This window comes from Pseudomonas sp. MWU12-2029 (genome assembly GCF_023242425.1).
Classification (GTDB): Bacteria; Pseudomonadota; Gammaproteobacteria; order Pseudomonadales; family Pseudomonadaceae; genus Aquipseudomonas; species Aquipseudomonas kribbensis.
In genome coordinates, this window is record NZ_JALJDY010000008.1 from 272,063 (window position 1) to 291,082 (window position 19,020).

The window sequence follows — 19,020 nt, forward strand, 5'->3', positions numbered from 1 at the left end:
GGCTACCTCGTGTCAGGCCTGACGGTCGCGCTCTACAGGATATTTTTTTGATGAGTTCCACTACCAGGCAGGTAACCCGTGTCCTTTAACCACTACTACCAAAGCGAACTCACCGCACTGCGCCAACTGGGCCGCCGTTTCGCCGAGCGTAGTCCGGCGCTGGCGCCGTTCCTGGGGCAGGCCGGGCGGGATCCGGATGTGGAGCGGTTGCTGGAAGGCTTTGCGTTTCTGACCGGGCGGCTGCGCCAGAAGCTCGATGACGAGTTGCCGGAGCTCAGCCATTCCCTGATGCAGTTACTGTGGCCGAACTACATGCGCCCGCTGCCGGCGTTCAGCATTCTGCAGTTCGATCCGCTCAAGCGCTCGGGCCCGGCGCTGAAGGTCGAGCGTGATACGCCGATCGAGAGCGTGCCCATCGAAGACGTGCGCTGCCGTTTCCGTACCTGCTACCCGACCGAAGTCATGGCGCTGGATCTGGCCGCGCTGAACTACTCGGTAAAGGGTGACGGTTCGCTGCTCAGCCTGCGCCTGGAAATGAGTGCCGACGGACACCTCGGCGAGCTGGAGCTGAGCAAGCTGCGCCTGCACTTTGCCGGCGAGCGCTACATCAGCCAGATGCTCTACCTGAGCCTGCTGCGCAACCTCGACGGCATTGAACTGATCCCCCTCGACGGCGCCGGCAAGCCGATCGATGGCGTGAGCGGCAAGCCGATGGCGTTCAAAATTCCGGGTGATCGCGTCAAACCGGTGGGTTTTGCCGAAGAAGAAGCGTTGATCCCGTATCCGCTGAACACCTTCCGGGGCTATCGCTACCTGCAGGAATACTTCGCCTTCCAGGACAAGTTCCTGTTCGTCGATGTCCATGGCCTGGACATTCTCAAGGCGCTGCCGGAAGACACCCTCAAGCAGATGCGCGGCCTGGAATTGCGCTTCGACATCCGCAAGAGCGGCATTATGCGCATGCGTCCGACGACGGATAACGTGAAGCTGTTCTGCACGCCGATCGTCAACCTGTTCAAGCACGACGCACTGCCGATCCGCCTCGACGGCAAACAGGATGAATACCTGCTGCTGCCAGCGGAATTCGATCTGGAAAACTGCGGCGTGTTCTCGGTGGAAACCGTGACCGGCTGGAAGCCCGGCGGCCTCGGTTATCAGGAGTACGTGCCGTTCGAATCCTTCGAACACGACCCGAGTTTCGACGTGCCCAACAGCCGTCCGCATTACAGCATCCGCCAGCGCTCGTCGTTGCTGCACGACGGCCTCGACACCTACCTGAGCTTCGGCATCCGCCACACCGAAGCCCACGAAACCCTGTCGATCGAGCTGGTCTGCACCAACCAGAACCTGCCGCGCAAACTCAAGCTCGGGCAGATCTGCATGGCCTGCGAAGAGACCCCGGAGTTCCTGAGTTTCCGCAACATCACCCCGGCTACTTCGAGTTTTGCGCCGCCGCTGAACCGTGACTTCCTGTGGAAGCTGATCAGCAACATGTCGCTCAACTATCTGTCGCTGGCCGACGTCAATGCGTTGAAGGTGATTCTCGAAACCTACGACCTGCCGCGCTACTACGACCAGCACGCGGAGAAGGTCAGCAAACGCCTGCTCGGCGGTCTGAAACTGATCAAGCATCACCACGTCGACCGGTTGCACCGTGGCCTGCCGGTGCGCGGTCTGCGCACCGAACTGACCATCGACCCCGAAGGGTATATCGGTGAGGGCGACCTGTTCGTCTTCGCCTCGGTTCTCAACGAGTTTTTCGCGCTTTACGCCAGTCTCAATTCATTCCACGAGCTGCGGGTAAAAAGCACACAGGGAGAGGTGTACCAATGGACACCACGTATGGGCCTGCAGCCCCTGCTTTAAGCGGGCTGACGAAGGTAATACGCGAGTACTCGCTGTTTCAGGCCGTGCTGCTGGTGATCGACCGGCTGCGCGAGGCGCACCCGTACCTGAGCGAAGAGGATCTGTACGACCAGGTGGAATTCCAGGCCAACCCGAGCCTTGGATTTCCGCGCAGCGATGTCGACCGCGTGGAGTTTTTCGAAGAGCACGGGCAGATGCGCGCGCGCCTGCGCTTCAACCTGATCGGCCTGGTCGGTTCCGGTTCGCCGCTGCCGGCGTTCTACGGCGAACAAGCCCTGGGCGACAGCGAAGACGGCAACCCGACGCGCAACTTCCTAGACCTGTTCCACCATCGCCTGCAACGGCTGATGCTGCCGATCTGGCGCAAATACCGCTATCGCGCGAGCTTCCAGAGCGGCGCGGTCGACCCGTTCTCGTCGCAGCTGTTTGCGCTGATCGGCCTCGGTGGCGACGAGATTCGCCGGGCCAAGGAACTGAACTGGAAACGCCTGCTGCCGTACCTCGGCCTGCTCAGCCTGCGGGCCCACTCGGCGGCGCTGATCGAAGCGGTGCTGCGTTACTACTTCAAGCACGAAGACCTGGTCATCGAGCAGTGCATCGAGCGCCGCGTGGAAATCCTCGAAGAACAGCGCAACCGCCTCGGCTTCGCCAACAGCGTGCTGGGTGAAGACCTGGTGCTGGGCGAACACGTGCGCGACCGCAGCGGCAAGTTCCGCATTCACATCACCGAACTCGACTGGGAACGTTTTCACGAATTCCTGCCCATCGGTTTCGGTTACCAGCCGCTCTGCGCGCTGGTGCGGTTCACCTTGCGTGACCCGCTCGATTACGACATTCGCCTGGTGCTGCGTCCGGAAGAAATCCGCGAACTGCGCATTGGCGAGAAGAACGACTGTCGCCTGGGTTGGACCAGTTGGCTGGGCTGCGAAAAAGCAGACGGCGTGGTGACCCTGGGCAGCAAAATTCATTAAGGACGTGAGCCATGATCAACGTAGACCTGCAACAACTCATCCAGGCGCTGGACGCCGAAACCCGTCGCGATCTGGAGCGTTCGGCCGAGCGCTGCGTCGCCCGTGGCGGCAGCAAGATTCTGGTCGAAGACCTGATGCTGGGCCTGCTGGAGCGCCCGAACGGTCTGCTCTCCCGTGCGCTGCAGGATGCCGACGTTGATGCCGGCGAACTGAGCGCCGCGCTGCAATCGCGGGTCGAGCACAGCGCTTCGCGCAACCCGGTGTTCGCCCCGGAGCTGGTGCAGTGGCTGCAGGACGCGCTGCTGGTGGCCAACCTTGAACTGGGCCAGACCTCGGTGGAAGACGCGGCGCTGATCCTCGCGCTGCTGCGCAACCCGATGCGCTACGCCGGCAGCCGCTACCAGCCGTTGCTCGCCAAGTTGAACATTGATCGCCTGAAAGAATTTGCCCTGTCGCAACAGCCTCAGGCCGCGGCCAACGGCAAACCGGCCGCCCAGGGCGAATCGCTGCTGGAGCGCTTCACCCACAACCTGACCCAACAGGCCCGCGACGGCAAACTCGACCCGGTGCTGTGCCGCGATGGCGCGATCCGCCAGATGGTCGACATCCTCGCCCGTCGTCGCAAGAACAACCCGATCGTGGTCGGTGAGGCCGGTGTCGGTAAAACCGCCATCGTCGAAGGCCTGGCCTCGCGCATCGCCGCCGGTGAAGTGCCGCAGGTCTTGAAAGGCGTTGAACTGTTGTCGCTGGACATGGGCCTGCTGCAGGCCGGCGCCAGCGTCAAAGGTGAATTCGAACGTCGTCTGAAAGGCGTGATCGACGAGGTCAAAGCCTCGCCGAAGCCGATCATTCTGTTCATCGACGAAGCCCATACCCTGATCGGCGCGGGCGGCAATGCCGGCGGTTCCGATGCGGCCAACCTGCTGAAACCGGCGCTGGCCCGTGGCGAACTGCGCACCATTGCCGCCACCACCTGGGCCGAGTACAAGAAATACTTCGAGAAAGACCCGGCGCTGGCCCGTCGTTTCCAGCCGGTTCAACTGCACGAACCGACGGTGAACGAAGCCGTGACCATCCTCCGTGGCCTGGCTCAGGTCTACGAGAAGAGCCACGGCATCTACCTGCGCGATGACGCGGTGGTTTCGGCAGCGGAACTGTCCGCCCGTTACCTGGCCGGTCGGCAACTGCCGGACAAGGCTGTCGATGTACTCGACACCGCGTGCGCCCGCGTGCGGATCAGCCTCGCCGCCGCCCCGGAAAGCCTGGAACGCCTGCGTGGCGAACTGGCTGAAGGTGGCCGTCAGCGTCAGGCCCTGCGCCGCGATGCCGAAGCCGGTCTGCTGATCGACCACGAAGCGCTGGAGGCACTGGAAGCGCGTCTGGACGAAGCCGAAACCGAAATGGTCGCACTGGAAACCCTGTGGACCGAGCAGAAACAACTGGCCGAGCGCCTGCTGGATCTGCGTCAGCAACTGGCCAAGGCCCGTGAAGCGGCGGCGGTCGAGCCGGTGGTCAACGTTGAGGAAGACGCCGAAGGCACGGTGATCGAAACCGTGGTCGCTGAAGTTGAAGAAGGCCAAAGCGTCGAAGCGCTGGAAGCGCAACTGAACGAAACCCACAGCGCCCTGACCGCCGCGCAGGTCAAGGAGCGTCTGGTCAGCTTCGAAGTCTGCCCGCGTCTGGTGGCCGAAGTGATCAGCGCCTGGACCGGCGTACCGCTGGCGCAACTGGCTCGCGAACACAACGCCAAGGTCGCAAGCTTCGCCACTGACCTGCGCACCCGCATCCGTGGTCAGGAACAAGCCGTGCACGCGCTGGATCGCTCGATGCGCGCTACCGCTGCCGGCCTGAACAAGCCTGACGCACCGGTCGGCGTGTTCCTGCTGGTGGGCCCGAGCGGCGTCGGCAAGACCGAAACCGCACTGGCGCTCGCCGATCTGCTGTACGGCGGTGACCGTTTCATCACCACCATCAACATGTCCGAGTTCCAGGAGAAGCACACCGTTTCCCGCCTGATCGGTGCACCGCCAGGCTACGTCGGTTACGGCGAGGGGGGCATGCTCACCGAAGCGGTGCGGCAGAAGCCGTACTCGGTGGTGCTGCTCGATGAAGTCGAGAAGGCGGATCCGGACGTGCTCAACCTGTTCTACCAAATCTTCGACAAGGGCGTGGCCAACGACGGCGAAGGGCGCGAGATCGACTTCCGCAACACGCTGATCCTGATGACCTCGAACCTGGGCAGCGACAAGATCAGCGACCTCTGCGAAGACGGCGCGCGGCCGACCGCCGAAGTGCTGGAAGAAACCATTCGCCCGGTGCTCAGCAAACACTTCAAACCGGCGCTGCTGGCGCGGATGAAAGTGGTGCCTTACTACCCGGTCGGTGGCCCGGTGCTGCGCGAGCTGATCGAGATCAAACTCGGTCGTCTGGGCGAGCGCCTGAACCGTCGCCAGCTGGATTTCAGCTGGTGCCAGAACCTCGTCGATCACCTGTCCGAGCGTTGCACTCAAAGCGAAAGCGGTGCGCGCCTGATCGACCACTTGCTCGACCAGCACGTGTTGCCGCTGGTGGCCGACCGCTTGCTCGACGCCATGGCCACCGGTGAAAGCCTCAAGCGTGTGCATGCGACGCTCGATGGTGAAGCCAGCGTGACCTGCGAGTTCGCCTGAGGTGAGTGTGATGTTCACTCAAGTGCCGCAGCCACTGCTCTATGCCGAAGCGTTGCTGGCGCAGTTCGCCAGCCTGTCGCGCTCGGCGGACGGTGCTGCGCTGCTGGGTGACTTCGTGCGCGGTGTGGCCGGGTTGAGTGGCTGCGAATTGGCGCAACTGTATCTGCTCGATGCCACCCACACGTGCCTGGGGATGAACGCCGAGTGCCTCGAAGGCGTGCTGCAACCGCGAGGTGCGGCGAGCCTGCCGGCGGACTACAACGGCGAGCAGTTGCTGCAGTTCGCCCTGTGCCAGAACCGCGTGGTGTGCCTCGACGACCTCGGCGGCAGCCTGCACGAAACCAGTTTCCTGCCGGCGTCGGCCACGCCGTGGCAGTCGTTGTTGTGCGTGCCGCTGGTCAATCAGCAGAAAGCCGTCGAGGGTCTGTTGCTGTGCGCCAGCCGTCGTCATACCGACCTGCAAGGCTTCGCCGATTCCCTCGGTCAACTCGGCTCGTTCGTGCTCGGCCAGTTGCATCTGCTGCAGCGCCTGCGCCAACCGGTGGATACCGTGGCTCCGGCGGTTCGCAGCGTGCCGAGCATCAGCGGTTACGGCCTGATCGGCAAAAGCGCGGCCATGCGCCAGACCTATTCGCTGATCAGCAAGGTCTTGCACAGCCCGTACACCGTGCTGTTGCGTGGCGAAACCGGCACCGGCAAGGAAGTGGTAGCCCGCGCGATTCACGATTGCGGGCCGCGCCGGTCCCAGGCGTTCATCGTGCAGAACTGCGCGGCGTTCCCGGAAAACCTGTTGGAAAGCGAGCTGTTCGGCTATCGCAAAGGTGCGTTCACCGGCGCCGACCGCGACCGCGCCGGGCTGTTCGACGCAGCCAATGGCGGCACGCTGTTGCTCGATGAAATCGGCGACATGCCGCTGTCGCTGCAATCGAAACTGCTGCGCGTGTTGCAGGAAGGCGAGATCCGCCCGCTGGGTTCCAACGACACCCACAAGATTGACGTGCGCATCATCGCCGCGACGCACCGCGATCTGTCGGTACTGGTCAGCGAAGGCAAATTCCGCGAGGACCTGTATTACCGTCTCGCGCAATTCCCGATTGTCCTGCCGGCCTTGCGTCAACGCGAAGGCGACATCCTCGATCTGGCGAAGCATTTCGCCGAGAAGGCCTGTGCCTATTTGCAGCGGGATCCGGTGCGCTGGTCCGACTCGGCGCTCGAGCATCTGTCGGGTTACACCTTCCCCGGCAACGTCCGTGAACTCAAGGCGCTGGTCGAGCGTGCCGTGTTGTTGTGCGAAGGCGGCGAGTTGCTGGCCGAGCATTTTGCCCTGCGCATGGAGCCGATGCTCGAGGACGACAGCAGCCTGAACCTGCGCGAACGCCTGGAGAAAGTCGAGCGCACATTGCTGCTCGATTGCCTGCGCAAGAACGACGGCAATCAGACCCTCGCGGCCCGCGAACTGGGCCTTCCCCGACGCACGCTGCTGTATCGGCTCGGCCGCTTGAACATCAATCTGGGTGACTTCGATGGGTAGGCAAAAGTCCGTCGGTTTCACCTCGTCCGCTTCTATCAGCGCCGCCCGAAAGGGTCGGCGCTTTGTGCTTTGTCTACACCTGGAGACCCTCTGATGTCTGTTCGTCACTGGCACGCTGTCCTGCTGACCCTCGTCGTTCTATGCGGCCTCGGCGGCTGTAGCGGCAATTACAAATTCAACGATAACGATTACCGCCCATTGGGTGATCCGCAGGCGGTCAATCGCGGCAAGTGACCGCAAGGAGCATCAAACATGGAATTGGTTTTCGAAATGCTGAACACCAAGCAGTTCGTGCCCACCGAGCTGTGCCAGCGGACCTTCAAACAGGCCGGCGGCGTGATCGGGCGGGGCGAGGACTGCGACTGGATCATCCCTGACCGCAAGCGTCACTTGTCCAACCACCACGCGATCGTGAGTTATCGCGAGGGCACGTTCTTCCTGACCGACACCAGCAGCAACGGTGTTCAGGACGGCGACAGCGGCGCTCGTCTGCACAAGGGCGAGCCGGTGCGCATCGAGCACGGCAGCACCTACGTGCTGGGCGACTTCGAGATTCGTGCGCGACTGGTGCGCGACCCGGCGACCTTTGACGGTGAAGCAGGTCTGCCGCGGGCCGCCGGCACCATCATTCCGGATGACGCGTTCCTCGACCTCGACCCGCTGAAATCGCTGGAGCAGCAAGAGCGCGTGTACTCGGAATTCGAGGAAATGCTCGCGCCAACCACCGACCCGGAAGATTCCCGTCAGCGTGCCGACTACGCGCGCATCGACATGGAAAGCCTGATGGTGCCGGAGCTGATCGTCGAGCCCAAGCCAGAACCTGCGCCGGCACCGAAAGAAGTCGAGCGTCAGCCACAGGGTTTCTGGGATCACTTCGGTGCGGCACTGGGTGTCGATCTGAAAGGCCTGAGCCATGACGAGCGCGAGGCGCTGGCGGTCAACGCTGCGCGCCTGCTGCGCCAGAGCATCGGCGGTCTGCAACAGAGCCTGCGCACCCGTTCGGAGCTGAAGAACGAACTGCGTCTGGCCCAGACCACCGTGCAAGGCACCAACAAGAACCCGCTGAAATTCGCCGTCGATCCGAGCGAAGCGCTGGACATCCTGTTGCAGCCGCACAAGCCGGGCCACTTGCCGGCCGAGCAGGCGATCTCCCGTGCGTTCCGCGACTTGCAGGCGCATCAGGTGGCGCTGCTGACCGCCAGCCGTGCGGCGGTGCGCGGCACCCTGGAGCACTTCTCGCCGGAGCAGCTGACCCTGCGTTTCGAGCGCGACAACAAGCCGTTGCTCGCCACTTCCGGTGGCCGCTGGAGAGCGTTCAACCGCTACCACCACGCGCTGCGTCAGGACGACGACTGGAGCGAGCGTCTGCTGGCCCGTGACTTCGCCCAGGCCTACGAAGAACAGATCCGCCTGATCTCCACCCTCCACACCGACCACCAAGGATGATGCGCATGTCTCGCCGCTCGACCGCTTTTTTCAAGACGCTGACCGCGCTCACCCTGTTGGTGCTGCTCGCCGGTTGCTCGTCGCTGTCGCCGTATTCGAAAGTGACCAAGATCAACCTGAAGCTGACCGGCAGCGATCAGCTGAACCCGGACCTCAACGGTCGTCCGTCGCCGATCGTGGTGCGCCTGTTCGAACTCAAGCACCCGGTGACCTTCGAGAACGCCGATTTCTTCAGCCTCTACGAGCGCGCCAAGGAATCCCTCAACCCGGATCTGGTGGCCAGCGAAGAACTCGAACTGCGCCCGGGTGAAACCGTGGAACTGAAACTCAGCGTGGAGGAGGGCAGCCGCTACATCGGCATCCTCGCCGCGTATCGCGACCTGCCGGAAACCAAATGGCGCCACACGTTCCCGATCACGCCACTGGAAGTCACCGAAGCCGATCTGACCCTGGATCAGGCCGGTATCCGCAAGACCAACGAAGTGCTCGCCAAGGCGGATGACTGATCATGAATACCCATAAAGTCATCTGGCAGGAAGGCATGCTGCTGCGTCCGCAGCACTTCCAGCACAACGACCGCTACTACGATCACCAGATGAAGACCCGCACCCAGTTGCTGGGTGGTTACACCTGGGGTTTCCTGAATCTCGAGATCGACTTGCAGTTCCTCAACATGGGCAAACTGGTAATCAGTGAAGCCTCGGGGATCCTGCCGGACGGCAGCCTGTTCGAACTTGGCGGCAACACCGAACCGCTGGCCCTGGACATTCCGCCGAACACCGGCAATACGCCGATTTACCTGGCGCTGCCGCTGGTCACCGGCAACCACATCGAGGCCCGTCGTCCGGAGCAGTCCGACGTGCTGGCGCGCTACACCGCCTATGAAACCGAAGTGGCCGACTCCAACGCCGGCGACGATTCGGCGAGCCAGGTCAAATGCGGTCGCCCGGACTTCAAGCTGTTGCTCGGCGAGCAACAGAGCGACCAGGCCTACGTGAAGCTGAAGATCTGCGACGTGCTCGACACCACGCCGGACGGCGTGATCAGCCTCGACCCGGATTTCGTGCCGACCTACATTCAGGCCCACGCCTCCAGCTACCTGCTGTCGTGCCTGAAAGAAGTGATCAGCATGCTCGGTCACCGGGGCGACACCATTGCCGAGCGGATCCGTTCGAACGGCAAGGTCGGCGGCGCGGAAATCGGCGACTTCATGATGCTGCAACTGATCAACCGCACCGAACTGCTGCTGCGCCACTACCTGGGCCTGGAGCAGGTTCACCCGGAAGAGTTGTACCGCACGCTGCTGACCATGCTCGGCGATCTGGCGACCTTCTCCAGCGACAGCAAACGCCCGCGACTGGACAGCCGCTACTCCCACGCCGACCAGGGTGCGAGTTTCCGCAAACTGATGGAGTCGATCCGTCAGGTGCTGTCGATGGTGCTGGAACAGCACGCCATCGAACTGATCCTGCAGGCGCGTCAGTACGGGATCATCGTGTCGCCGCTGCACGACCACAAACTGCTGGGCTCGGCGTCGTTCGTGCTGGCAGCCAGTGCCAACTGCGACTCCGAAGAACTGCGCAACCGCTTGCCTGCGCACCTCAAGGTCGGCCCGGTGGAGCGCATCCGCCAACTGGTCAACCTGCACTTGCCGGGGATCAAGGTCAAACCGTTGCCGGTGGCCCCGCGGCAGATCGCGTTCCACTCCAACAAAACCTATTTCATCCTCGAACTCAGTTCCGAAGACCTGGCGCAACTCGAGCGCTCCGGCGGCTTCGCGTTCCACGTGTCCGGCGAATTCGCCGAGCTTGAACTGAAATTCTGGGCCATCAGGAACTGACCGACATGATCAAGGACATGGAACACAACCAGGACGACAAAACCGTCCTGCTCGACCGTCAGGGCCATGGCCCGGCGGCGAGTCCGCTGACCGACTTCGCCGCGCCGCCGCGCTTCGAACAACTGGAAGAACGGATGATCTACGCCGCGCGCCTGCGCCCGGCGGAAGCCTTCAACATCAGTCTCAATTCGCTGGTGGCGGCGTCGTCCGAACTGCTGTCGGAAGTGGTGCGCCTCAAGCACAGCGAAACCCGCGAAGATCTTTACGCGCTCAATGAGCGCCTGACCGCCGGGCTCAAGCTGTTCGAAGTGCGCGCCCTGCACAACGGCGCCGAAAGCAGCCAGGTGATGGCCGCCCGTTACGTGCTCTGCACCGTGGTCGACGAAGCCGTCGTGACCACGCCGTGGGGCAACGAAAGCGAGTGGTCGCAGATGAGCCTGCTCAGCAGCTTCCACAACGAAACCTTCGGCGGCGAGAAGTTCTTCCAGCTGCTCGATCGGCTGTCGAAAAACCCGGTCAAGCACCTGCCGATGCTGGAGCTGATGTACCTGTGCCTGTCCCTCGGTTTCGAGGGCAAGTACCGCGTGCAGGCCCGCGGCATGCTGGAGCTCGAAGGCATCCGCGACGCCCTGTACCGGCAGATCCGTCAGTTGCGCGGCGACGTGCCGCGCGAATTGTCGCCGCAGTGGGAAGGCCTCAACGATCAGCGCCGCAACCTGGTGCGCATCGTGCCGGCGTGGATGGTGGTGCTGTTCACCTTCGTCTGCCTGGTGATGATGTATTCGGGCTTCGCCTGGGTCTTGGGCGAGCAGCGCGACACCGTTCTGCAACCTTATCAGCCGCTTGATCCGGCCGCGGTCCAGCCGCAGTCGCAGCCGTAAACAGGGACGTGTGATGAAAAAGTTTTTCAAGAAAGTCGGCGCCTTCCTGCGCCAGACCTGGGTCTGGACCTTGCTGCTGGTGCTGTTCGTGGCGCTGCTGGTGTGGTTCGTCGGCCCGCTGTTGGCGGTGGATGACTACAAGTTCTGGGAGAGTTCCACCTCGCGCTTGCTGACCATCGCCGTGCTGTTCCTGATCTGGGGCCTGACCATGGTCTTCGTCAGCTGGCGCGCCGGTATCCGCAAGAAAGCCGTCGAGGAAACCGAAGACGGCCAGGACCGTATCCGTCGCGACGACCTGATCGAAGAAGAGCAGAAAGAGTTGAAGGAGCGTTTCAAGGACGCCCTGAAAACCCTCAAGACTTCGAGCCTGTATCGCGGCCGCAGCGAGCGCTGGCGCAGTGACTTGCCGTGGTACTTGCTGATCGGCCCGCAGGCCAGCGGCAAGACCAGCCTGCTGGATTTCTCCGGGCTGGAATTCCCGATCAACAAGATCGACCGCAAGCTGACCCGTGATACCCACGGCACCCGCCACTGCGACTGGTACTTCGCCGACCACGGTGTGCTGATCGACACCGCCGGCCGCTACCTGACCCAACCGGATTCGGAAGTCGACGGCAGCGCCTGGACCACTCTGCTGGAGCTGCTGCGCAAGCGTCGTCGCGGTCGTCCGCTGAACGGCGTGCTGGTGACCATTCCGGTGGAAACCCTCACCGGTGGCAGCGAGCAGGACATCGACACCCTGGCCCGCCAGGTGCGTGCGCGTCTGCAAGACGTCTATCAGAAGCTGCACGTCGACGTGCCGGTGTATCTGGTGCTGAGCAAGGCTGACAAGCTGCTGGGCTTCGACGAGTTCTTCGACCAACTGACCCGCGAAGAAAGCGATCAGGTGCTGGGTACCAGTTTCCGCAAGGATCAGGTCGGCACCGACGTGGCTGTGCTGCGTGGCGAGTTCGAAGAGCTGCTGCGTCGCCTCAACAGCCAGGTGATCATGCGCATGCACTCCGAGCGCGACACCCAGCGCCGTGGCCGCATCCTCGACTTCCCGCACCAGATGGGGCAGATCGGCGAGCGTCTGTGCCTGTTCGTCGACATGGCGTTCACCGGCAACCGCTATCAGCGAGCGACGCAACTGCGTGGTTTCTACCTGACCAGCGCTCCCCACCTGACCCACGAAATGGATTCGACCACCGCCGGTATCGGCGCGAGTCTGGGCATGAGCGCCGGCGTGCTGCCGACCCTGCGCAGCGGTCGTTCGCGTTTCATCCACCATTTGCTCAGCCGGGTGATTTTCCCCGAGGCCGATCTGGCCGGTCTGGACAAGCGGGAGCGCAGCCGCATCCATTGGGGCCAGCGTGCGTTGTACGTCGGTGCACTGGGCGCGCTGGTGCTGTTCGGCATGCTCTGGGCCGGTGGTTTCTCGGCCAACTGGGAGCGTCTGGAAAACCTGCGCAATCTGGCGCAGAACTGGACGCAGCAGCGCACGGCACTGTCGCCGCGCGATGACGCCATGGGCACGCTGAAAACCCTCGACACCAGCTACGCCGCGACTCAGGTGTTCCCGAAGAAGGGCGACGCTGCGTACCACGAACGCGTCGGTCTGTATCAGGGCCAGGACGTCAATCCGGTGGTCAAGGAGGCGTACGAGCGCGAGCTTGAAAAGCAACTGCTGCCGCGCGTTGCCACCATGCTCGAAGGCCAGATCCGCGCCAATATGAAGGACCGCGAAAAGCTGATCAACAGCCTGCGCGCGTACCTGATGCTGAACATGAAGGACCGTCGCGACGCGGCATGGCTCAAGGATTGGGTCGCTACCGACTGGTCCCAGCGCTACACCGGCAACACCGCAGTGCAGAACGGTTTGAACGCGCACCTTGAGCGTCTGCTGAAGCTGCCGTTTATCTACCCGCTCAACGAGCAACTGGTGACTCAGGCCCGTCAGGTTCTGCGCAGTGAGTCCCTGGCGGCTGTGGTTTACCGCATGCTACGCGAACAGGCGCGCAACCTGCCGGACTACCGTTTCAGCCAGCACCTCGGCCCGCAGGGTTCGTTGTTCATCGGCACCGAATACGTGATTCCGGGTTTCTACACCCAGACCGGTTATCAGCAGTATTTCTCGGTGCAGGGTTCGGCGCTGGTCACCGACATCCTGCGTGACAACTGGGTACTGGGCGAAGGCGCGGGCATCAGCGACATGGATCTGCGTCGCCTGATGGTCGAGCTGGAGCAACTGTACTTCCGCGACTACGCCAACTACTGGAGCGAGGCCGTTGGCCAGGTGGCGCTGCCGCCGATCAGCGATGCCGGTGAAGGCGCCGAGCAACTGGCGGGCCTGACTTCGGCCAACTCGCCGGTGCTGGCGCTGCTGACCGAAGTTCGCGAAAACACCCGCTTCCCGGCGGCTCCTGAGCCGGTGGATGAAGCCGGTGACGCCGCCGATGCGCTGGCGGGGCAGAAGGGCAAACTGGGCAAGGTCGGCAAACTCGCTTCGGCGTTGACGGACAAGGCTGCGGCCATGAACGTGGCGAAGAACCTGCCGGACACCGCCAAGAAGTCGCTGCAACGTCGCTTCGAGCCGCTGCATAAACTGCTCGACGACAACAACGGCCCGGCCGCTGATCTGACCCCGGCCTTCACCGCACTCAACGACCTGCAACTGCAACTGGCGGGCCTTGCCCGTTCCAGCACGCCGGAGCAGGCCGCATTCGAACTGGCCAAGACCCGCATGAGCGGCCAGCGTGATGCGCTGACCAACCTGCGCAATGCGTCGGGTCGTCTGCCGCGTCCGCTGAGCGTGTGGTTCAACGTGCTGGCCGAAGACTCGTGGCGCCTGGTGCTGAACGATGCCTACCAATACCTGAACGGCCGTTATCAGAGCGAGCTGTACAGCGTGTATGGCAAGACCATCAACCAGCGTTACCCGTTCAGCGCATCGAGCACTAGCGATGTGGCGATCAGCGATTTCCGCGAGTTCTTCCGGGCTCAAGGCACCATCGACCGCTTCTTCGACAGCTACATGCGTCCGTTCGTCAGCGGTGATCCGGGCAACTACCGGATGCGCAGCGTCGACGGTCGCAGCCTGCCGGTGTCCAAGGTCTTCCTCGATCAGATGGCGGCGGCACTGAACATTCGCCAGAGCTTCTTCTCGATCAACCCGGCCGAGCCGACCGTGCAGTTCAAGCTGGAGCCGTACACCCTTGATCCGGCGGTCAGCCGTTCCGAGTTCAAGTTCGGCGACAAGACCATGGAATACCGCCACGGTCCGATCCTGCCGATGAACTTCAAGTGGCCGACCGATGCTGAAGACGGTCGCACCAGCCTGGTCATGGACAAGATGGCCGGCCGCCCGATCGGCATCGAGAAGAACTCCGGCCCGTGGTCGCTGTTCCGTCTGTTCGACCTGATGCAGACCGAGTACCTGACCGGCCGCGACGTGCTGGTGCTGAAAGCCGACGTGGGTGGCCTGCGCGCCAACTACCTGCTGACCAGCCAGCGCACGCCGAACCCGTTCGACATGGGCGTGATGCGCACCTTCCGTATGCCGGTGCAGCTCTGATGCTGGTGGCCAGTCCCTGGCGCAGCGCGGCGCGAACCGACCCGGGCAAGGTGCGGTCGCGCAACGAAGATGCCTTCCTCGACACCCCGCAGCATGGGCTGTGGGTGGTCGCGGACGGCATGGGCGGTCATCAGGGTGGCGACATCGCCAGCCAGCTGATCGTCGCCAGCCTGGCTGAACTGCCGCAGCACGAAGACTTCGACGAACGCCTCAAAGCCATCCGCCAGTGCCTGCACTGGCTGAACCGGCGCCTGGGGCAGGAGTTGACCGTCACTGCCGGGCGTCACGACAGCATCATGGGCAGCACCGTCGTGGCGCTGCTGGTGGAAGGCAATCGCGCGGCCTGCATCTGGGCCGGCGACAGCCGTTGCTACATGTGGCGCGGGCAGCGGTTGTACCAGTTGTCGAAGGACCATTCGCTGCAGCAGCAACTGATCGACGAGCAACAGATGAGCGTCGAGCAGGCTGCGGCGCACCCGGCCGCCCAGGCTTTGACCCGGGCGGTCGGTGCGGCGGAACAACTGACTCTGGATGTGCTGGAACTCGAGGTGTATCCGGGCGATGTGTTCCTGCTGTGCAGCGATGGTTTGTATCAAGGCCTGAGCAGCGATGCCCTCGGCAATGCCCTCAGCCTGGCGGCGCCGCATGTGGCGCTGGAACGTCTGTTCGACGGCGCCCTGCGTGGCGCCGCCCGGGACAATCTGACTGCCGTGGTGATCCGCCAATGACTGAACTCGAATCCTCAGTCGACGACTTGCTGATGAGCGAAGAGCAGGCCAACAACCTGACCTACTTCGCCTTCGCCAAGGAAAACAAGGCAGAGCCTTTGCTGGCGCCAACCAAGGCCAGCATCGGTGCACTGCCGGACGTACTCGCCGGCCGCTATCACCTCGAGCGCCTGCTCGGGGCCGGAGGCATGGGTGCGGTTTACCGGGCCCGGGATCTGCTGCACGAACAGTTCGGCGATCCCGATCCTTACATTGCGCTGAAAATCCTCAGCGAAGAATTTGCCGAGTCGCCGGACGCCAGCGCCTTGCTCTACAGCGAGTTCGCCCTGACCCGACGCCTGCGCCACGACAACGTGCTGCGACCGCACACGTTCGAAGTGGACACCGATTGCCAGCGGGCCTTCATCACCATGGAACTCATGCGTGGCCTGACCCTGGACAAACTGCTCTGCGAGCGGCCGCTGGGCCTGCCGTGGAAAGAACTGCGCGACATCGCGCTGCCGCTGCTCGACGCGCTGGCCTACGCCCACCGTCGCGGCGTGCTGCACGGTGACATGAAACCGAGCAACGTCATGCTCTGCGAAGACGGCGTGCGCCTGTTCGACTTCGGTCTCGGGCAAGCCGAGGAGGGCATCCTGCCCGGCCTGCCGCACCTGAGCCGCGAGCGCTTCAACGCCTGGACCCCGGGCTACGCCGCCCCCGAACTGCTCGAAGGCCAACCGCTGTCGGCCAGCGCGGACGTGTACGGCGTGGCTTGCCTGATCTATGAACTGGCGGGCGGCAAACACCCGTTCCGCCGCTTGCCCTCGACCCAGGCCCGTGACGAACACCTGGATCGTGAACTGCAAGCCCCGGCAAATCTGCCGACACACTGTTGGCCAGCGCTGCGCACCGCGCTGGCCTTTGACGCGGCAGAGCGCAACATCACTGCCGGACAATTGCGTGACGCCTTGGGCGCCACTTCGTCCTGGTTGCAGCGTTTGCGGCTGAGGGCGTAACGGATGACATTCGAACAGGGAGCACACTATGTTCAACCCAGCTAACGAAACGCACTTCAGCCTGACGGTCGAAGACTACGTGGGCGACCTGCAAGTCCTGTCGTTCACCGGCACCGAAGGCATCAGCCAGCCGTTCCGTTTCGACCTGGAACTGGTCAGCGAAAACCCGGATCTGGACCTGGAAAAACTCCTGCACAAACAGGCGTTCCTCGCCCTCGATCCGCAGGGCTCGGGCATTCACGGCCAGATCTACCGCGTGGCCCAGGGCGATGCCGGCAAGCGCCTGACCCGCTACAAAGTCTCGCTGGTGCCGCAACTGCAATACCTGCATCACCGCACCAACCAGCGCATCTACCAGCAGATGTCGGCGCCGAAAATCATCGCGCTGATCCTCGACGAACACGGCATCAAGGGCAACGCCTACAGCTTCCAGCTCAGTCAGCCGTGCCCGGATCGCGACTACTGCGTGCAGTACGACGAAACCGACCTGCACTTCGTCCAGCGCCTGTGCGAAGAAGAAGGCATTCACTACCACTTCCAGCACAGCCAGAAAGGCCACCTGCTGGTGTTCGGCGATGACCAGACCGTGTTCCCGAACCTCGGCCAGCCCACCGCGTATGTGCAGGGCAGCGGCATGGTCGCCGAGGAACCGGTGATCAAAGGCTTCCGGCTGCGCCTGGAAACCCGCACCAGCCGCACCACCCGCCGCGACTACGACTTCGAAAAGCCGCGCCTGCAAATGGAAGCCGCCTACAAACCGGACGGCGAAAGCACTGAACCGGATCTCGAAGACTACGACTACCCCGGCCGCTTCATCGACCGCGCGCGCGGCAAGTTCCTCAGCCAGCGCGCGCTCGAACGTCATCGCGCCGACTACCGTCAGGCCGAAGGTCGTGGCGACCAGACCCGACTGGTCAGCGGCCACTTCATGGAAATGTCCGACCATCCGCGCAGCGAGTGGAACGACCTGTGGCTGCTCACCGAAATCTTCCACGAAGGCAAACAGCCGCAAGTCCTCGAAGAGTCGGTGACCAGCGACACCACCGACAACAAGGACGACTTCCACCAGGGCTACCGCAACCGCTTCCTGGCCACCCCGTGGGACGTGTTCTATCGCCCGGTCCTCGAACACCCGAAACCCCGCGTCCTCGGCAGCCAGACAGCCATGGTCACCGGCCCCAAAGGCGAAGAAATCCACTGCGACCAGTACGGCCGCATCAAGGTGCAATTCCACTGGGACCGCGAAGGCCTGGCCGACGACAAGACCAGCTGCTGGCTGCGCGTCTCCAGCAGTTGGGCCGGCGACCGCTACGGCGCCATCTCCATCCCGCGCATCGGCATGGAAGTCCTCGTCACCTTCCTTGAAGGCGACCCCGACCAGCCACTGGTCACCGGCTGCCTGTACCACAAGGAAAACCCGGTGCCGTACGCCTTGCCAGCGAACAAAACCCGCAGCGTCTTCAAAACCCTCAGCTCCCCGGGCGGCGGTGGCTACAACGAACTGCGCATCGAAGACAAAAAAGGCGCCGAACAAATCTTCATCCACGCCCAGCGTGACTGGGATGAAAACGTCGAGCACGACCAGAAAATCCGCGTCGGCAACGAACGCCACGACACCGTGGTGAAAAACACCTACACCGAGCTGAAGGCCGAAGAACACCGCACCACGATTTCCGACCGCAAGATCGAAGCGCGGATGGACGACCACCTGACCATTGGTGAGAACCAGCATGTGAAGCTCGGGACGGCGCAACTGACCAGTGCCGGGAAAGAGATACACATCAAGGCGGGGGACAAAATTGTCATTGAGGCGGGAACTGAGCTGACGATTCTCGGCGGCGGCAGTTTCATCAAGCTCGATGGCGGTGGGGTGACGGTGGTTGGGCCGGTGGTGAAGATCAACGCCGGCGGCTCGGCTGGCTCGGGGACCGGGATCGGGATCAAACCGCCGGTGCTGCCGGGGGCGGCGGATAAGGATAAGGCGGGGAGTTTGATGGATCAGGCGTTGTTGAATGCGCCGCCTGAGAAGGTTAAGCCGAAGGCTTTTTTTGTGTTTTCTGAGTGATCAATGATTACGCTGAAGGATCTATATTATGAATAATCAGAATCAACTTATCTTTGCGTTAGTTATATCTGCGGTCGCATTTTTTTCGAATAGCGCAACTGCAGGTGGTACTGATATTGAGTCCTGCCCATCGAAGACATTCTCAAGTTTTTTAGCTGCTTATACGGAGAGCCCTGCCGTTCAGCGTGAATTTACTCACAATCCATTGAAGAAAATGATAACGGTAGACGCCGAACCAGAGCCAGAGCAGAAAGTGGTTTTAGTAGAAAGGCAAGATATAAACTTCCCTTTAGTTCCTAATGCAAGTAGAAGAGCATCGGAAGGAATTCAGATTGAGATTCTTGAAGAAGCCAAAAAGACTGCGAAAGTGAAAATTGAAAAGCCGGATACTGACTATCAGGTTTTATATATTTTTAAACTTGAGCGCTGTTGGTTTTTGGAAGAAATTCAAGACTACTCGCTTTGACAAAAT

General features: G+C 62.5%; 14 protein-coding genes. All 14 read left to right on the forward strand.

Annotated elements, in window-relative coordinates; genetic code table 11:
* Window positions 1-78 precede the first annotated feature (78 nt).
* The 14 genes from tssF (at window position 79) to M5B44_RS21185 (ending at window position 19,014) form a co-directional block, all read left to right on the forward strand.
* A complete protein-coding gene (gene tssF / locus M5B44_RS21120) occupies window positions 79-1,866 on the forward strand; it encodes a type VI secretion system baseplate subunit TssF (RefSeq protein ID WP_007954380.1) in 1,788 nt (595 codons plus the stop codon).
* Window positions 1,830-2,837, forward strand: coding sequence for a type VI secretion system baseplate subunit TssG (gene tssG / locus M5B44_RS21125; RefSeq protein ID WP_085708833.1), 1,008 nt, complete (start codon window positions 1,830-1,832; stop codon window positions 2,835-2,837). The genes tssF and tssG overlap by 37 nt, the downstream gene beginning before the upstream one ends.
* An 11-nt stretch (window positions 2,838-2,848) precedes the next feature.
* Window positions 2,849-5,506, forward strand: a complete 2,658-nt coding sequence (tssH, locus tag M5B44_RS21130) for a type VI secretion system ATPase TssH (RefSeq protein WP_248740385.1) — start codon at window positions 2,849-2,851, stop codon at window positions 5,504-5,506.
* Between the two features lie 10 nt (window positions 5,507-5,516).
* Entirely contained in the window at window positions 5,517-7,037 is a 1,521-nt protein-coding gene (locus M5B44_RS21135; protein ID WP_248740386.1) for a sigma-54 interaction domain-containing protein, read from the forward strand.
* A gap of 93 nt (window positions 7,038-7,130) precedes the next feature.
* Window positions 7,131-7,271 carry a hypothetical protein gene (locus M5B44_RS21140; RefSeq protein ID WP_003229566.1) on the forward strand — a complete coding sequence of 47 codons (141 nt, stop codon included), beginning with the start codon at window positions 7,131-7,133 and terminating at the stop codon, window positions 7,269-7,271.
* 18 nt (window positions 7,272-7,289) lie between these two features.
* The gene (tagH, locus tag M5B44_RS21145; RefSeq protein ID WP_085708836.1) at window positions 7,290-8,483 is read left to right on the forward strand and encodes a type VI secretion system-associated FHA domain protein TagH; all 1,194 of its coding nucleotides are present in this window, start codon (window positions 7,290-7,292) and stop codon (window positions 8,481-8,483) included.
* Window positions 8,484-8,488: 5 nt separating this feature from the next.
* Window positions 8,489-8,989, forward strand: coding sequence for a type VI secretion system lipoprotein TssJ (gene tssJ / locus M5B44_RS21150; protein ID WP_085731356.1), 501 nt, complete (start codon window positions 8,489-8,491; stop codon window positions 8,987-8,989).
* A gap of 2 nt (window positions 8,990-8,991) precedes the next feature.
* Window positions 8,992-10,323: a type VI secretion system baseplate subunit TssK gene (gene tssK / locus M5B44_RS21155; protein WP_085708838.1), complete on the forward strand. Its 1,332-nt coding sequence runs from the start codon at window positions 8,992-8,994 to the stop codon at window positions 10,321-10,323.
* 5 nt (window positions 10,324-10,328) lie between these two features.
* Complete coding sequence (gene icmH, locus M5B44_RS21160) at window positions 10,329-11,204, forward strand: type IVB secretion system protein IcmH/DotU (RefSeq protein WP_007954389.1); 876 nt, start codon at window positions 10,329-10,331, stop codon at window positions 11,202-11,204.
* A 13-nt stretch (window positions 11,205-11,217) separates the two neighbouring features.
* A complete protein-coding gene (tssM, locus tag M5B44_RS21165; RefSeq protein WP_248740387.1) occupies window positions 11,218-14,757 on the forward strand; it encodes a type VI secretion system membrane subunit TssM in 3,540 nt (1,179 codons plus the stop codon).
* The gene (locus M5B44_RS21170; RefSeq protein WP_039765158.1) at window positions 14,757-15,485 is read left to right on the forward strand and encodes a PP2C family protein-serine/threonine phosphatase; all 729 of its coding nucleotides are present in this window, start codon (window positions 14,757-14,759) and stop codon (window positions 15,483-15,485) included. The genes tssM and M5B44_RS21170 overlap by 1 nt, the downstream gene beginning before the upstream one ends.
* Entirely contained in the window at window positions 15,482-16,483 is a 1,002-nt protein-coding gene (locus tag M5B44_RS21175) for a serine/threonine-protein kinase (RefSeq protein ID WP_248740388.1), read from the forward strand. The genes M5B44_RS21170 and M5B44_RS21175 overlap by 4 nt, the downstream gene beginning before the upstream one ends.
* A 28-nt stretch (window positions 16,484-16,511) precedes the next feature.
* Window positions 16,512-18,548 (forward strand): type VI secretion system tip protein VgrG, encoded by a 2,037-nt coding sequence (locus tag M5B44_RS21180; RefSeq protein WP_248740389.1) that lies wholly within the window; start codon window positions 16,512-16,514, stop codon window positions 18,546-18,548.
* Between the two features lie 28 nt (window positions 18,549-18,576).
* Window positions 18,577-19,014 carry a hypothetical protein gene (locus tag M5B44_RS21185; protein WP_192552587.1) on the forward strand — a complete coding sequence of 146 codons (438 nt, stop codon included), beginning with the start codon at window positions 18,577-18,579 and terminating at the stop codon, window positions 19,012-19,014.
* The last annotated feature ends 6 nt before the right edge of the window (window positions 19,015-19,020 follow it).

What these genes read in the sequence shown, in the direction of transcription:
- M5B44_RS21175 (WP_248740388.1), top strand. Translation starts at nt 15,482, where the DNA reads ATGACTGAACTCGAATCCTCAGTCGACGACTTGCTGATGAGCGAAGAG.
- tssH (WP_248740385.1), top strand. Translation starts at nt 2,849, where the DNA reads ATGATCAACGTAGACCTGCAACAACTCATCCAGGCGCTGGACGCCGAA.
- tssK (WP_085708838.1), top strand. Translation starts at nt 8,992, where the DNA reads ATGAATACCCATAAAGTCATCTGGCAGGAAGGCATGCTGCTGCGTCCG.
- icmH (WP_007954389.1), top strand. Translation starts at nt 10,329, where the DNA reads ATGATCAAGGACATGGAACACAACCAGGACGACAAAACCGTCCTGCTC.
- M5B44_RS21170 (WP_039765158.1), top strand. Translation starts at nt 14,757, where the DNA reads ATGCTGGTGGCCAGTCCCTGGCGCAGCGCGGCGCGAACCGACCCGGGC.
- tagH (WP_085708836.1), top strand. Translation starts at nt 7,290, where the DNA reads ATGGAATTGGTTTTCGAAATGCTGAACACCAAGCAGTTCGTGCCCACC.
- M5B44_RS21180 (WP_248740389.1), top strand. Translation starts at nt 16,512, where the DNA reads ATGTTCAACCCAGCTAACGAAACGCACTTCAGCCTGACGGTCGAAGAC.
- tssM (WP_248740387.1), top strand. Translation starts at nt 11,218, where the DNA reads ATGAAAAAGTTTTTCAAGAAAGTCGGCGCCTTCCTGCGCCAGACCTGG.
- M5B44_RS21135 (WP_248740386.1), top strand. Translation starts at nt 5,517, where the DNA reads ATGTTCACTCAAGTGCCGCAGCCACTGCTCTATGCCGAAGCGTTGCTG.
- M5B44_RS21185 (WP_192552587.1), top strand. Translation starts at nt 18,577, where the DNA reads ATGAATAATCAGAATCAACTTATCTTTGCGTTAGTTATATCTGCGGTC.
- tssG (WP_085708833.1), top strand. Translation starts at nt 1,830, where the DNA reads ATGGACACCACGTATGGGCCTGCAGCCCCTGCTTTAAGCGGGCTGACG.
- M5B44_RS21140 (WP_003229566.1), top strand. Translation starts at nt 7,131, where the DNA reads ATGTCTGTTCGTCACTGGCACGCTGTCCTGCTGACCCTCGTCGTTCTA.
- tssJ (WP_085731356.1), top strand. Translation starts at nt 8,489, where the DNA reads ATGTCTCGCCGCTCGACCGCTTTTTTCAAGACGCTGACCGCGCTCACC.